This window comes from Sphingobium sp. WR1 (assembly GCF_059693745.1).
On sequence record NZ_JCATID010000022.1, the window covers coordinates 90,797 to 105,217 of the forward strand.

Consider the following 14,421-nt stretch of genomic DNA (forward strand, 5'->3'; position numbering starts at 1 on the left):
CGTCAGGAGGGCCGATCATGACGAACAGTTTCCAGCCTTTGCTCGGCGCGCAACGGGAGCACTTCCTGACGGACGCAACGAAGAGCTATGACTGGCGGATCGATCAGCTCGACCGCATGGAGCGGATGCTCGTCGAGAACAAGGATGCCTTCTGCGCCGCGCTCTATCAGGATTTCGGCAAGCCGCCCTTCGAACAGCTCTTCGAGATCACCGTGCCAAGCGGGGTGATCCACTACTATCGCGAGAACCTCCGCGCATTGATGGCGCCGCAGGAGGTCGCGATCCCCGCCGGGCTGGAGGCGACCGGCAACAAGGGCGTGATCTACAAGGAGCCCTATGGCGTCACGCTGGTGATCGGCCCGTTCAATGCGCCGATCCTCTTGCTGCTCGATCCGGCGATCGCCGCGCTTGCGGCCGGCAACACCGTGATCCTGAAACCCGCCAACACCACGCCGGCGACGGCGGCGCTCTTCCAGAGGCTCGTGCCGCGATACTTCGCCCCCGAAAATGTGACGGTGGTGACCGGCGGGCGCGAGGAGATTTCGGCGCTCCTCGAACTCCCGTTCGATTTCATCTTCTTCACCGGCTCCTCGGCCGTCGGCAAGGTCGTGATGCGCGCCGCCGCAGAGCATCTGACACCCGTCATCCTCGAACTCGGCGGGCAGAACCCGACCATCGTCGACGCCACCGCCAATCTCGACATCGCCGCCGACCGCATCGCCTGGGGCCACAACGCGATCTCCGGCCAATGGTGCATCGCGCCGGGCTATGTCTATGTGCATGAGGGCGTCGCTGACGCCTTCCTCGCCAAGCTCAAGGCGTCGATCGTCAAAATGTATGGCGAGGATCCAAGCCAAAGTCCCGACTTCGCGCGGATGATCAGCGAGCACGACGCCGAGCGGGTCGCCTCCTACATCCTGCCCGAAAAGGTCGTCCATGGCGGGCGCTTCGACATCAAGGCGCGCTACGTCGAGCCGACCCTGCTCTATCCCTCGACCTGGGACGATCCGGCGCTGCAGCAGGAAGTGTTCGGCCCGGTGTTGCCGGTCATGCCCTACAGCGATCTCAAGGAAATCGTCGGGATCATCAAGCGCAAGCCGAAATCACTCGCGGCCTACATCTTCAGCAAGGACCAGGCGACCATCGACTTCGTGCTCGGATCGCTTTCGTTCGGTGGCGGCTGCGTCAACCAGACCAATCTCCATTGCTGGATCGATAGCCTCCCCTTCGGCGGTGTCGGCAACAGCGGCATGGGCAAATATTACGGCAAGGCTGGGTTCGACGCGCTCAGCAACACCAAGGCGATGCTGATCGGCAATCCCGATCTCGAGCTCGATGTCTTCCCACCCTATGCCGGCAAGGACATCGAGAAGAATCTGAGCGTGTTTTCGTAAGGGAGATGTCGCCGTGCACATGCTGATGGTCATTGTTGGCGGCGTCGTCCTGCTCGGCGTCTTCCTCCTATTTGGTCACCTCTGGGGCGGCACGACGCCGGCGCTCGCGACCGCGGCGAAGATCTTCATCCCCGTCTGGCTCATCGTCTCGGTCACCAATCTCTGGGTGGGCGTCAACAAGGCCGGCTACACCGTGGCGCAGGAGCTGCCCATCCTGGCAATCGTCTTCGCGGTGCCGACCGTCGTCGCGGCAATCGCCGTCTGGCAATTCGCCCGCTCCTGACCCGCCGGAACGCCCATGACCGACAGCTCCACCATCGCCACCTCCCCCGACCATCACCCGCTGCTGCGTCGCCGTGACGGCCATCATGCGCGGGTGACGTTCGAGGAGCTGTTCTTCGACCTCGTCTACGTCTTCGCGGTGACGCAGCTCAGCCACCAATTGCTGACCAACCTCAATGGGACGGGCGTCGTCGAGACGCTGATCCTGTGGTTCGCGGTCTGGCTCGGCTGGCAATATACCTGCTGGGTCACCAACTGGTTCGATCCCGAGACGCCGCGCATTCGCGGCCTGATCTTCGCCGTCATGCTGGCTGGCCTCCTCATGGCCTCGGCCATCCCCGGCGCCTTCGGCGAGCGCGGGTGGGTCTTCGCGCTTGCCTATGTCGCGATCCAGGTCGGGCGCACGGCCTATATCGTCTGGGAGCTGGGTTCGGATCATCCGCTGTCGGCCAACTACCGGCGCATGCTCGGTTGGGTCTCGATCGCCGCAGTCTTCTGGATCGCCGGTGCGCTCGTCCAGCACGAAGCCCGCATGGCGCTCTGGGCGATCGCGGTCGCTTGCGAGTACGTCTCGCCGATGTTCGGCTTTCCTGTCCCCGGCCTCGGCCGGTCGAGGACGAGCGACTGGACGATCGAAGGCGGGCATCTCGCCGAGCGCTGCCAGCTTTTCGTGATCGTTGCGCTCGGCGAGACGCTGCTGGCGACCGGCGCGACGATGGCACGCGCGCAGAGCTGGGATGTCCCGATCCTCTCCGCGCTGCTCGCAACCTTCCTCGGCACGCTTGCGATGTGGTGGCTTTACTTCGGCACGTCGAGCAAGGACGCGACCGCCGCGATCACCCGTTCGGACGACCCCGGCCGGATCGGCGCCTATTTCCACTACGTCCACGCCATCCTGGTCGGCGGGATCATCGCAACTGCGGTCGGCAACGATCTGGTGCTCGCCCATCCCCATGATGGGCTCAAGACGGCCTATGCGCTGACGCTTTCCGGCGGCCCGGCGATCTATCTCCTCGGCAGCGCTGTCTACAAGAAGGTCGTCTATGGCGTTCTGCCGATATCCCACATGGCGGCCGTCGCCGCGCTGGTCGCGCTCATCCCCGTCGCGTTTGCGGTCGATCTTCTGACCATGGGCTGGCTCACCACGATCGTCATGCTCGCCGCCGGTTTCTGGGAAGGCCGCCTCGTCCGCAAGCGGCGAGAAGCGGGCAGGCCTCGAGAACTGACGCACTGAGGACCGGCGCCATGAAGGCTTTCGACACATTGCGCCCGCGGCGGCCGATCAAGGATCAGCACGGCACGCCCAACGATGTGGTGACGTTCTGGCGGACGTCGTTAGACCACTGGTTCGCCAAGGAGCCTGCCTTTGACCGCGCCTTTCGGGAGCGCTTCCTCGATCTGCACATGGCCGTCGCCTCGCGCCGACATGACGACTGGATGGGAACGGCAGAAGGGTCGCTTGCGCTCCTGATCCTGACCGATCAGTTTCCGCGCAACGCCTTTCGAAACACGGCGCACATGTATGCGACCGATCCGCTCGCCCGTCGCTATGCCGGGCAGGCGCTCGACGCGGGCCATATGGAACATGTCGAAACGGACCTGCGGCTCTTTTTCTGCCTGCCCTTCGCGCATTCGGAGGATCTCGCCGATCAGGACCTGTCGGTGCGGCTCAACGCCGGATTGGGCCAGCCCTGGCTGGACCACGCCGAAGGTCACCGCGACATCATTCGCCGGTTCGGACGGTTTCCCCATCGCAATCACATACTCGGGCGCAAAGCAACCCCCGAGGAGGCAGGCTTTCTCCGTGAGGGCGGTTTCAGTGGCTAGAGGCCGTTCATCATCACATCATCAAACGCTGAACAATCGGCCTCATTGTTCCGAGACGGTCCTCCATCAGACAACAAGATCCAACAATAGAAGGCATATGTGAATGACGGCCTCGGACCTGAAACTCGAAACCCGGATCGGCATCAAGCGCAAGCCCCGCCGAATCCTGTCGATCGTCTCGAACACGGCAACGCTCAAAGGCTTTCCCGTCGGCTTCTTTGCCGAGGAAATGACACGGGCCTTCCTGATGTTCGCTGAGGCCGGGCATCGGGTCGATCTCGCCTCTCCGAATGGCGGCGAGGTGATGTTCGACACCCATAGCGATCCGCGCACACCCGGTGGCGCCTATGCCGACGATCTCATCAGTCTCGGCTTCGTCCATCACGCGACGTTCGCGGCGATGCTGAAGGATACGATCCCTATCAGTACCGTGTCGGTGGACGACTATGACGCGGTCTGGGTGGCCGGCGGCGGCGGCCCGCTCCTGACTTTCAAGGACGACACTGCGCTTCACGCGCTGATCGCCTCATTCTATGAGAAGGGAAAGGTCGTAACGCTGATCTGCCATGGTTCGTCGCTGTTGCTCTGGACGCGCTTGTCCAACGGAAAGCTGCTGGCTGACGGCAAGAAGTGGACGGGCTTCACCGATGATGAAGAAGAAGAGATCAACGTCGCTTTTGGCATGAAGCTCAACGAGTACACCATCCAGAGCGAGGCGGCCGCCATGGTCGGCACCAGCTTCCTGTGCCGCGGTGCCAACGAGCCGTTCGCCATCCGGGACGGTCGCCTGATCACCGGGCAGCAGCAATATAGCAGCGGGATCACGGCTGAACTCGTGCTGGAAGCTCTCCAAGAATACTGATCGCGGTAGCATCTACTCCGGTCTTCGATCGATACGTCTCGCCTCAACCCGAACTTTTCATCAGGTGGGATTTCATCCTGCCAATCTTGCACAGGAGCAAAATATGCGATGCACTTTCGTCATTGCCGGACTGCTCGGACTGATTTTTGTCTCCTGCTCCGCTTTCGCTCAGGACGCCAGGATTCCACAAGCAGCGCAGGGCGTGTGGAAGGCGGTAAATGCCATGGCGCGACCGTGACCATCACCGCCAACACGCTGCGGTAGAAGGGCGGAAAGCCCCGGGCCGTGTATTTCGCGGCGAAGGAGAGCAGACGTGGCTATGGCGTGATTTACTATCGGGAAGAAGGAAACGTCGACAATTTCGAGTATGCCTCCGACAAAGACCAGATAATCTACAATCCTGAGGGATTTGGAATGGGCAAGTCAGTGCTCTATGCGCGCTGCCCGTGACTTCAAAATGTCGAATTCTGGTCGAAGCCTTGAGCCTGTTTAGGCAGGCGGCGTCCTCGAAATCATGTCGCATAAGAGCCCCGGCCCGTTCGGCCGGGGCCCTGCGCGGGGTCTCAGTCGCCGCGCCACATGGAGGGCCGAGACCAGATCAGCGAGAAGCCTTCGTCCTCGTCGTCGAAGAGGTTGGCGTAGATCGGAGCGTTGAAGCTCCGATCTATGACGTGAAATCCCATTTCCGCATCCGCCCGTGTCGGGCCACCGGATTACCGCCGATGGGCGTTGTTACCGATGCAACCATTCAGGGGCGCTTTCGTCTCATGGTAGCCGGTCCAACTTCGCGTTCAGCCTCTCTTGCAGGTGGATAGCGCCAATCAACCAAGCCATTCAGCAAGCAGGTGTCGCTCGCCATCCGTCGACCGGCCCAGGCCCGGCCGTTCTGGTTCCGGGCTGTCGACAGTGAGCGCAGCGATGACGGCCTCGCGCGTCGCCTCGGACAGGTCAGCCGATCGAGCAATTCAAGCAGGCACTATTCGTCTCCGTCCTTGCGCCATATTATGAGAACAACGCGGCACACCGACGGTAAGCTTTGCCTCTCGAGCTTTGGTATCTGCGGTAGGCCGTACCTGACCGACCTTGGCCGGGCTGGAATTTCTCGACGCCCTCGCCGCCAAGGGCACAGCTTCGATGCTCGAATGAAGCGACCTGCCTTGGTCGACGCGCAAGGCGACCGCATTGTCCGATCATCGCTCGGCCATACAACTTCGATACGCCGCCATGATCACAGCGCGAACCGACTGAAGAACCTCGTCTGATAGAGCGGGGTCCGCCTTGGCCACGGCGCGCGCAACAGCGATCGCGCCAATCTGCGCGGCCACGGATGCGATCGCCAGCGTCCGCCGCTCGTTGACCGGAAGCGCTGGATCGGCCGCTCCTGCAACCAGTGCAAGCTCCTCCTCAAAGGCTTTCACGAAGCTCTCGCTCACCCCCGGTCCTTGACGGCCCGCCTCGCTTGCGGACGCGGTCATCGGGCAACCGGCGGCGAGCTTGTCGCGCATGGTGGCCGACAGAAGCACCGTGACATATTCCTCGAAGGTCGGCTCCCGATCCCCCGCCCAGGCGCGCATCGCCGCCATATTGCCGGCAAAGCCGGTCGAGAAGGCTGCGGCGGCAAGCGCGTCCTTCGAATCGAAATGCGCATAAAGGGCGCCATGGGTCAGCCCCGCTTCCTTGGCGACCTCCGCCACGCCGACCCCGTCGATGCCCTTTTCGCGGAAGAGCTTGCTGGCCGCTTCAAGGAGCGCCGTCCGGTTCTCCGCAGCTTTCTCCTTGGAAACACGCATCTTTTTACTCCTCAAATTTCTTTTGTATTTTTAGTTGCGTTCGCCATCAAAGTCAATTAATTGTGGTCGCAATCAATATGGCAAGGCACCGAGGGCCCGACGATGACCGATCTCCTGGAATTGGCGATGAACGCCCATGGCGGCCTCAACCGCTGGCGCGAGCTGTCCGAACTGGACGTCCGCGTTTCACTGACCGGGCCGATGTACGCGATTAAGGGTCAGCCGCAGGGCACGGCGAACGTTCTGATGCAGGTCGACACCCGCGAGCCGGCCGTCGCCGTCTCGCCTTTCGGCGGGCCTGGCCAAGTCGGCCAGTTCCGGCCCGAGCGCGTCTGGATCACCGACCGCACCAGCAAGGTGGTGGACGATCGCGCCGCCCCCCGCGTGTCCTTCGCCGGCCATGTGCTGTCGAGCCAATGGGACCCGCTGCAGCTGCTCTACTTCAACGCTTACGCGATGTGGAACTACCTCACCACGCCGTTCCTCTTCACCCGTCCAGGCTTCGCACTGCGCGAACTGGAGCCGCATCGCGACGGTGGAGACACCTGGCGCAAGCTCCACGTCACCTTCCCGCCCGACGTCCCGACCCACTGTCCCGAGCAAGTTTTTTACTTCGACGAAAAGGGCCTGTTGCAGCGGATCGACTATGTGACCGACGTCGCTGGCGGCGTCGCGGCCCACTATTGCCACGACCACACCGCCTTCGGCGGCATCCTCTTTCCAACGTTACGGCGCGTCGTTCGCCGCACGCCGGAGCGCGCCTCTCCGGCGCAGCCCACCGCCATCCTGATCCAGATCACCGACATCCTGGTCCGCTGAACCGGGCCGGAAGGAGTTTCGCCATGACTCAAGCTGTTTCTCCCTTCGCGGCCGATGTCGCGCCCACTTGCTATGTCGAGGCCGACGGGTTGCGTCTCGCCTATCGCGTCATGGGGCCGGACGAGGCACCGCCGCTGGTGCTCGCCATGCGCTTCCGCGGCGTGATGGACGAATGGGATCCCGCCTTCCTCGACGCGCTCGCCGTAAGCCGCCGCGTCTACTGGTTCGACAATGCGGGCGTCGGTCTCTCGTCGGGCGAGGTTCCCGACAGCATCCCCGGCATGGCCCGCATATTGATTGCTTTCATCGAGGCGCTCGGTCTTGCCCAGGTCGATCTTCTCGGCTGGTCGATGGGCGGCTATGTCGTGCAGAGCGCAACACTCCAGCGGCCCGACCTGGTGCGACGACTGATCGTCGCCGGCTCCGGTCCCGGCGGCGTCCCCGAAGCGCCGGCCGCGCCGGCCAGGGTCTGGGAGGTCGCGGGCAAGCCCGTCAACGACGACGCGGACTTTCTCTACCTATTCTTCCCCGAGACGCCGGACGGCATCGCGGCCGGCCGAAACCATCTTGCGCGTCTCGGCAATCGCAGCGAAGCGCCCGAACCGATGGTCGGCGAGGCCGGAACCAAGGCGATGCAGGCGGCCTTCGGCAAGTTCCGGGCTGGCGATGCGATCTATCCGCAACTCGAAAAGCTCACCTTGCCGGTCCTCTACGCCAATGGCGCGGACGACGTGATGATCCACGCCTTCAACAGCTACGCGGCCGCTCAGAGGGCGCCGAACGCCCAGCTCATCCTCTATCCGCGCTCGGGCCATGGCTTCCTCTTCCAATGCCCCGAGCGGTTCGCCCGCGACGTCCACCAGTTCCTCGACGCCGCGTGACGTCAGAGCCGCCGGGAAGGAAGAAGGTCATGTCCGCCATCAAGGGATCACTTGTCGTCTCCGACCGTGCCGGAATCCGCATCCATTCCTATGGCGCGCCCACGGACGGCTGGCTGGTCAATAGCCATATCGTCGAGGGGCCGATGCGGCTGATCCTGTTCGACGGCCAACTCATCAGCGCCTATGCCGAGGAGGTCGCCGGCTATGCGGCAGGTCTCGGCAAGCCGGTCGACCGCATCATCATCTCGCACGGCCATCCCGATCACTGGGCCGGCTTGGAGGCGCTGGTGCGACATTTCCCGCAAGTGCCGATCCACGCCCTTGCCGGCGTCGCCGAAACCATCCGCCACGCCGGCCCGACGATGATCGCAGGCCTCCAGCGGCTGCTCGGCGACCGCGTCGCATCGACGGTCACGCTACCGACGCATGTCCTGGAACCTGGCCCGACCGTCATCGACGGGATCGCGTTTGACTTCCGGGAGGTGACCGACGCCGAGTCCGATCGCCAGCTCGTGGCTTCCTTGCCCGAGCAGCGCGCGATCCTCGCCTTCGATCTTGTCTTTTCGGCGCGTGACCATCTGTTCACGACGCTCCCGCACTTCGACGACTGGATTGGCCTGCTGGAGGCGCTGAAGGCGCAGCAGGGTTACGATCTGCTGCTGGTTGGACATGGCGCGCCGGTCGATTTCGGCGCCATTGACGCGACGATCGCCTATCTGCGGCGCGCCGCCGAGATCCATTCCCGCTCAGTGAGCGGCGCCGACTATGCCGCCGCGCTCAAGACGGCCTTTCCCGAGCGCGCGCAATGCGCCTGGGCCGATTTCTCCGGCCGACGCCTGTTCGCGTCGCCGCAACCTTGATCCGAACCGCATCAAAACAAGGAGACCTACCATGTCCATTTTCACTACGCTGCTCGCCTCCGGCGTTGCAGCACTCGGACTCGCCGCCGCGGTTCCCGCGGCCCATGCTCAGCCGATCCGCAATGTCGTTCTCGTCCACGGCGCGTTCGCCGACGGGTCGGGCTGGCGTGCGGTCTATGACAGGCTCGTCGCCAAAGGCTTCAAGGTGTCGATCGTCCAGAATCCTGAGACGAGCCTCGCCGACGATGTCGACGCGACGAAGCGGGTGCTCGACCAACAGGATGGACCGACCGTGTTGGTCGGCCACAGTTGGGGTGGGCAGGTGATCACCGAAGCCGGCGTGGACCCCAAGGTCAAAGCGCTGGTCTACCTCGCCGCGATCGTGCCTGACGTGGGCGAAAGCACAGAGAAACTCGAAACCCAGCCGCAGTTTCCGCCGCCCAACGACGATGTGAAGACGACAGCGGATGGCAAGTTCTACTACATGGATCCCGCCAAGTTCCGCGAGAACTTCGCCGCCGACTCCTCGCCCGAATTGACCGGGTTTATGGCCCAGTCGCAGGTCATTCTGTCGGTGGCAGCCTTCAAGACGCCGGCCAAGGCCGCGGCCTGGAAAACCAAGCCGAGTTGGGCGGTGCTGCCCGGCGCGGACAAGACCGTCAGCATGGACCTGCAGCGCTGGATGTATGCCCGCGCCAAGGCCAAGGTGACCGAGGTTCCTGGCTCCAGTCACACAGTGTACCTGTCCCACCCTGACGCGGTGGTGAAGGTGATCGAGGAAGCGGCGGGGCAATGAGCATGCTCGCCGACCTTGAGCCCGGCCTGAGCGGACTGGCGCAACTGCGCGCCCTCCTCGCCTCGGGCCGGCAGCCGCCGATCCACGAGACGCTCGACATCGCACTTGTCTCGGCCGAGGAAGGTCTCGTTATCGTCGAGGCCCGGCCAGGCGAGCGCCATCTCAACCCCGCGGGCATCGTCCAGGGCGGCTACATCGCCACCGTGCTCGACACAGCCTGCGGCTGCGCCGTTCACAGCGCGCTGCGGCCAGGCACGGCGTTCTCCACCCTCGAACTGAAGGTCGCCTACCATCGTGCTCTCACGACGCGCACCGGCCCTGTACGGGCCGAGGGCCGTTTGCTCACGATCGGCAAGCGCGCCGCCTTCTCAGAGGCGAAGCTGTTTGATGCAGCGGGCGTCCTCCTCGCTTCGGCCAGTTCGTCGCTCATCCTCATGCCGGCCCCGGACTGATCCGGGCTCGCGCAACTGAACCGAGCAATCCTTCAAAGGAAATCTGTCATGCGCTACAAACTCTTCGGACAACACACCGGCCTGCGTGTCTCCGAGCTCGTGCTTGGAGCCGGCAATTTTGGCACTCGCTGGGGTCACGGCAGCGAACCCGACGAGGCCCGTCGAATCCTCGACGCCTATGCCGAGGCAGGCGGCAATTTCCTCGACACCGCCGACAGCTATCAGTTCGGCCAGTCGGAAGAAATCCTCGGCGAGCTGCTCGCCGGACGCCGCGACGACTTCGTGCTGGCGACCAAATTCACCCGGAGCGCCAGCCCGCAAGGCGGCCTTCTCGTGACGGGCAACAGCCGCAAGGCCATGACGGCGTCGGTCGAAGCCAGCCTCAAGCGCCTCAAGACTGATCACATCGACCTCTACTGGGTCCATTACGCCGACGGCGTGACCCCGATCGACGAGATCGTTCGCGGGTTCGATGACCTCGTACGAGCCGGCAAAATCCTCTATGCCGGCCTCTCGGACTTCCCGGCCTGGCGCGTGGCGCGCGCCGCCACCATCGCCGAGCTGCGCGGCTCCGTTCCGCTCGCGGGCCTTCAGGTCGAACACAGCCTGGTCGAGCGCACGACCGAACATGAGCTCCTGCCGATGGGCCAGGCGCTCGGCCTCGGCATTGTCGCCTGGTCGCCGCTCGGTGGCGGCATGCTCACCGGCAAATACCGCAAAGGTGAGAAGGGGCGCGCCCAGGGGTTCGGCGGCAAGGTGTTCCAGGCTGAGAATTCTGACCAGCGCACCGCCATTCTCGATACGGTGATCGCCGTCGGCGAAGAAGCCGGTGTGACGCCCGGCGAGATCGCCATCGCCTGGGTCGCCGCCAAGGGGTCGCTGCCGATCATCGGGCCGCGCACCGTGGCCCAGCTCGAGGGCAATCTCGCGGCCACGAAAGTCACGCTGACGGCCGAACAGATCGCCCGTCTCGATGCTGTAAGCGCACCCTCGCCCATCTTTCCCTACACCCTGCTCGAAGACGCGGACAATCGGGCACGGATTTTCGGCGGCAAGCTCGATCAGTTCGACCTGCCGTCCAAGCCCGTCAACTAGCAAGCACGCCATCCGCCACCAGTTCGATAGGAGCCGTTCCCCATGCCCATGATCGATATTTTTGCAGCCGCCGACACGTTCGCCGATCCTCAGAAGCTCGCGATCGACGCCGCGGCGACCGTCAAGGCAATCGAGCAGGTCCCCGACATCCCGATGTTCCGCAAGAACACCGCCGCCTTCATTCACGAGCTGCCGGCCGGTTCGCTCGCCAATGTCGATGGCGACGGAAATTATGTCCGCGTGCAAGTGCTGACGAATGCCGGCGCGCTCGATCGCGATAAGCAGGTCGCGGTGGTGCAACGGCTCACCGATCTCGTCGCCGACGCCGCCGGCGACCCCTCCCTGAAGGATCGCACCTGGGTGCTGCTGACAGAGGCGGTCCCCGGCGGATGGGGGCTATGGGGTCACGCCCATACCAATGAGGAATTGGTCGGCGCCGCGCGAACCGAGATCGCAAGGTTGCGCGGCTGATCTAGAGGCGGTCTCCAGCCACGTCCAACCAGCGCCAGCAAAAAAACTCCCACAGCGGAGATTTTGGAGATTTCAATGCGAACCGAGATGCAGCGTCGACCGACGCAGATAGAACATGTTCGAATCATATGCGCTCGATCATTCGAGGAGGTCTTGCTAGCGCTCAAGGCCAGCACTCCGCCGCTCGATCCGGAACTGGCTGAGGATCTGAGAGCCGCGCGCACCGAAGCGATTGCCGAGCGCCGCTCCCATGGCCCGAACCTTTGGCTCTTCCACACCCGGGATCACGGCGCCCTGATCGCGGCGGAGGGTCGAAGTGAGAAAGCTCTGCAATTGGATATCGGCAATCCACTGACCGCGGAAAGCATGACGCGGCATCAGCTGGGTGCGGCGCTCTACGCGCCGCTCCGGGTCCTGCTCTACGAGGATCCGGACGGACAGGCTATCTTCGAATATGATCTTCCATCCAGCTTCTTCAGCCAGTTTGGCGACCCGCGAGTGACGGCCGTCGGACGGGACCTCGATACTGAGCTTGAAGCGATTCTCCTGGCAGCCGCCGGCTGAATCGCGTTCGTTCGCGCCTCGGTGCCCCGCCGGAGGGCCGGCCCCCATATCACGAGACCGCCCGGCTTCAGACCACAACCGACCCACCGCGTTGCTGACGCAGCCATACACCGATCACCATGCCCGCCTGGCATACGACGAAACGTCGTAAGAGCTTGAAACAGCACCCCGGCTTTACCCGCTTCTCGATCGCTCTCGGAAGAATACGGTGACGCGGAACGACGGCCGCCACCGCCACCTGTCTCTCGAAAACCGCCGTCTGTGGACGTGCGCAAGTCTGTAGTGCCGGCAAGGTGACATGATCCCGCCTCTGTTTAAATTATCGGATCTCTGCGCAAAGCTTTTTAGGGGATTTGAGGGGAAAGCTTTCCCCTCCGGCCGAGCCCTTGTCTCGGTCGACCCCTTCTGCGGGGAGTCCCCCCGCAACGCCCCCAGAGTGAGAGTGCGGACAGGATCTTCATGACGGGTTAGGGCTGGAGAAGAGGTCTCCAGCGCCCGTCATGGAGCTTCGTCCCATGAATATGCAGGTTCTGGATGCCCGTCGTGATGTGCGCGGCGGCTACAAGGTCGATGTCAGCCGCGGCGAGCGCGTCAGCCGCGTGTCGTCGGAATGGTTCTCGCGCCCCGACGACGAGCGATATCTGTCATTGACGGATTTGGCCCGCACCGTTCGGGAACGCTCTGAACACAGCAAGACGCGCGTGGTGGAGAGCGCTCTCATTCATGTCGAGGCGCAACGCAACGATCCCGAGCGCTTGGCGCTCGTCCTGCCGGGGGCGGAAGCGCCCGTCGCGCCGACGCATTGGTCTTTCGGCCAACTCACCAGCCTGATCGGCGCGCCGGCAGCCTATCTCCGCCGGCTCCCGGCAGCGCTCACCGGCATCAATCTGCAATACGGCCTCTCCTCCAACAGAAGCGAGCAGATAAAGACGCTCGAAACCGACGACGGCCGGGTCGAGCTGCGCGCTGTTACCGGCCCGGACTACGGCCGCATCTTCGATCACGAACTGGTCGAAGCTGTTCAGCGTATCGCCGGCAACGGGACGGGCGACACCCGCTGGAAGGTGCCCGGCGTGCTCGACTGGTCGACCGGGATCTACAATCCCCATGTCGACATCTCCACGGAGACGACGACCCTCTATGCGTCCGACCGCGACGTTTTCTTATTCCTAGTCGACGACCTCAATCCGATCGAAGCTGGCCGCCTCCCAGACGGCTCGCCCGATCTCTATTTCTGCGGCTTCTACTGCTGGAATTCCGAGGTCGGCGCCAAGACGCTCGGCATGGCGAGCTTCTATCTCCGCGCCGTCTGCCAGAATCGCAATCTGTGGGGCGTGGAGGATTTCGAAGAAATTACCATCCGCCACTCCAAATATGCCGCCAATCGCTTCGCGCACGAGGCGGCCCCGGCGCTGTTAAACTTCGCCAACTCTTCGCCTCTGCCATTCATCAACGGCATCAAGGCCGCCCGCGAGCGGATCGTCGCCAGAACCGATGAGGACCGCGCCGACTTCTTGCGTCGCGGCGGCTTCTCCAAGGCCGAGGCCGGCAAGATCATCGACCGTGTCCTGGTCGAGGAAGGCCGTCCACCGGAATCCATCTTCGATTTCGTGCAGGGCATCACCGCCGTCGCGCGCGACAAGCCGCATCAGGACGCCCGCCTCGACTTGGAAAGCAAGGCCAAGAAGTTGCTCGACCGAGCCGCCTGACTTCCGCGAAGCCGGGAACGCGGTTTTCCATATCTCCGGCTTTGCGCTTCCGTGCCTTTCAGGATCACTGGTTCGTGGCGCTGCCCCCTTCAAAGGAAGAGGGTGGCGCTTCGCTTCGTGACGGGTTGGAGGTCGAGAGAGAGGCTCTCGGCCGCCCGTCGCGGAGTAAATCCCGATGGCTACTGCAGCTCAAAAAATCGTCCTGTCGTCCTCGCGCGACATTCCCTTCAATAAGCTGGTGCTCAGCCAGTCCAACGTCCGGCGCGTGAAGGCCGGCGTCTCGATCAAGGACCTGGCGGCTTCGATCGCCCGGCGCGGCCTGATCCAGAGCCTCAGCGTCGTGCCCGTCGCCGATGCCGAAGGCAACGAGACCGGCATGTTCGAGGTGCCCGCCGGCGGCCGCCGCTTCCGGGCGCTCGAGATGCTGGTCAAGCAGAAGCGCCTCGCCAAGATCGCGCCGGTACCCTGCGTGGTGCGCGAGCGCGACAGCGCCATCCTCGCCGAGGAGGTTTCACTCGCCGAGAATATCGAGCGCGCACCACTCTTAGGTCATGTTTCCAGAGTGTCCTTCGATAGGAAAGATTACAGAGCAGTGTGCTTGTTCCAGGCCGCCCGCAGC

General features: G+C 63.6%; 17 protein-coding genes and 1 pseudogene. 16 read left to right on the forward strand and 2 right to left on the reverse strand.

The genetic code is table 11. The annotated features are described in order from the left end of the window. The 6 genes from AC58EF_RS21755 to AC58EF_RS21780 all read left to right on the forward strand — a co-directional run. Positions 1-1,394 (forward strand): aldehyde dehydrogenase family protein (locus AC58EF_RS21755; protein ID WP_497278538.1); only part of this gene is annotated, 1,394 nt, incomplete at its 5' end. Positions 1,395-1,407: 13 nt separating this feature from the next. Then, positions 1,408-1,677: a hypothetical protein gene (locus AC58EF_RS21760; protein ID WP_497278539.1), complete on the forward strand. Its 270-nt coding sequence runs from the start codon at positions 1,408-1,410 to the stop codon at positions 1,675-1,677. A 15-nt stretch (positions 1,678-1,692) separates the two neighbouring features. Next, positions 1,693-2,910: a low temperature requirement protein A gene (locus tag AC58EF_RS21765; RefSeq protein WP_497278540.1), complete on the forward strand. Its 1,218-nt coding sequence runs from the start codon at positions 1,693-1,695 to the stop codon at positions 2,908-2,910. Positions 2,911-2,921: 11 nt separating this feature from the next. Further along, positions 2,922-3,503, forward strand: a complete 582-nt coding sequence (locus AC58EF_RS21770; protein WP_497278542.1) for a DUF924 family protein — start codon at positions 2,922-2,924, stop codon at positions 3,501-3,503. A 103-nt stretch (positions 3,504-3,606) separates the two neighbouring features. Beyond that, on the forward strand, positions 3,607-4,365 hold the full coding sequence (locus AC58EF_RS21775) for a type 1 glutamine amidotransferase domain-containing protein (protein WP_497278543.1): 759 nt from the start codon (positions 3,607-3,609) through the stop codon (positions 4,363-4,365). Between the two features lie 285 nt (positions 4,366-4,650). Beyond that, positions 4,651-4,815 (forward strand): hypothetical protein, encoded by a 165-nt coding sequence (locus tag AC58EF_RS21780; RefSeq protein ID WP_497278544.1) that lies wholly within the window; start codon positions 4,651-4,653, stop codon positions 4,813-4,815. 113 nt (positions 4,816-4,928) lie between these two features. Here AC58EF_RS21780 and AC58EF_RS21785 read toward each other — a convergent pair. After that, positions 4,929-5,030: pseudogene (locus tag AC58EF_RS21785) on the reverse strand (DUF736 family protein); the annotation flags it as partial. 525 nt (positions 5,031-5,555) lie between these two features. Beyond that, the gene (locus AC58EF_RS21790; protein ID WP_497278545.1) at positions 5,556-6,155 is read right to left on the reverse strand and encodes a TetR/AcrR family transcriptional regulator; all 600 of its coding nucleotides are present in this window, start codon (positions 6,153-6,155) and stop codon (positions 5,556-5,558) included. 102 nt (positions 6,156-6,257) lie between these two features. Between AC58EF_RS21790 and AC58EF_RS21795 the strand changes: the two genes are divergently transcribed. From AC58EF_RS21795 to AC58EF_RS21840, 10 genes are all read left to right on the forward strand, one after another. Beyond that, entirely contained in the window at positions 6,258-6,974 is a 717-nt protein-coding gene (locus tag AC58EF_RS21795; RefSeq protein WP_497278546.1) for a hypothetical protein, read from the forward strand. Between the two features lie 23 nt (positions 6,975-6,997). Beyond that, positions 6,998-7,855 (forward strand): alpha/beta fold hydrolase, encoded by an 858-nt coding sequence (locus tag AC58EF_RS21800; RefSeq protein WP_497278547.1) that lies wholly within the window; start codon positions 6,998-7,000, stop codon positions 7,853-7,855. Between the two features lie 29 nt (positions 7,856-7,884). Beyond that, positions 7,885-8,715, forward strand: a complete 831-nt coding sequence (locus AC58EF_RS21805; RefSeq protein ID WP_497278548.1) for an MBL fold metallo-hydrolase — start codon at positions 7,885-7,887, stop codon at positions 8,713-8,715. Positions 8,716-8,746: 31 nt separating this feature from the next. Next, on the forward strand, positions 8,747-9,511 hold the full coding sequence (locus AC58EF_RS21810; RefSeq protein ID WP_497278549.1) for an alpha/beta fold hydrolase: 765 nt from the start codon (positions 8,747-8,749) through the stop codon (positions 9,509-9,511). Then, positions 9,508-9,963 carry a PaaI family thioesterase gene (locus AC58EF_RS21815; protein ID WP_497278550.1) on the forward strand — a complete coding sequence of 152 codons (456 nt, stop codon included), beginning with the start codon at positions 9,508-9,510 and terminating at the stop codon, positions 9,961-9,963. The genes AC58EF_RS21810 and AC58EF_RS21815 overlap by 4 nt, the downstream gene beginning before the upstream one ends. Before the next feature lie 48 nt (positions 9,964-10,011). After that, a complete protein-coding gene (locus AC58EF_RS21820; RefSeq protein ID WP_497278551.1) occupies positions 10,012-11,058 on the forward strand; it encodes an aldo/keto reductase in 1,047 nt (348 codons plus the stop codon). A 42-nt stretch (positions 11,059-11,100) separates the two neighbouring features. Then, entirely contained in the window at positions 11,101-11,529 is a 429-nt protein-coding gene (locus AC58EF_RS21825) for a tautomerase family protein (protein WP_497278552.1), read from the forward strand. 75 nt (positions 11,530-11,604) lie between these two features. Further along, the gene (locus AC58EF_RS21830; protein ID WP_497278553.1) at positions 11,605-12,093 is read left to right on the forward strand and encodes a DUF302 domain-containing protein; all 489 of its coding nucleotides are present in this window, start codon (positions 11,605-11,607) and stop codon (positions 12,091-12,093) included. 515 nt (positions 12,094-12,608) lie between these two features. Then, a complete protein-coding gene (locus tag AC58EF_RS21835; protein WP_497278554.1) occupies positions 12,609-13,802 on the forward strand; it encodes a DUF932 domain-containing protein in 1,194 nt (397 codons plus the stop codon). 175 nt (positions 13,803-13,977) lie between these two features. After that, a partial coding sequence (locus AC58EF_RS21840; protein WP_497278555.1) for a ParB/Srx family N-terminal domain-containing protein occupies positions 13,978-14,421 on the forward strand: 444 nt, incomplete at its 3' end.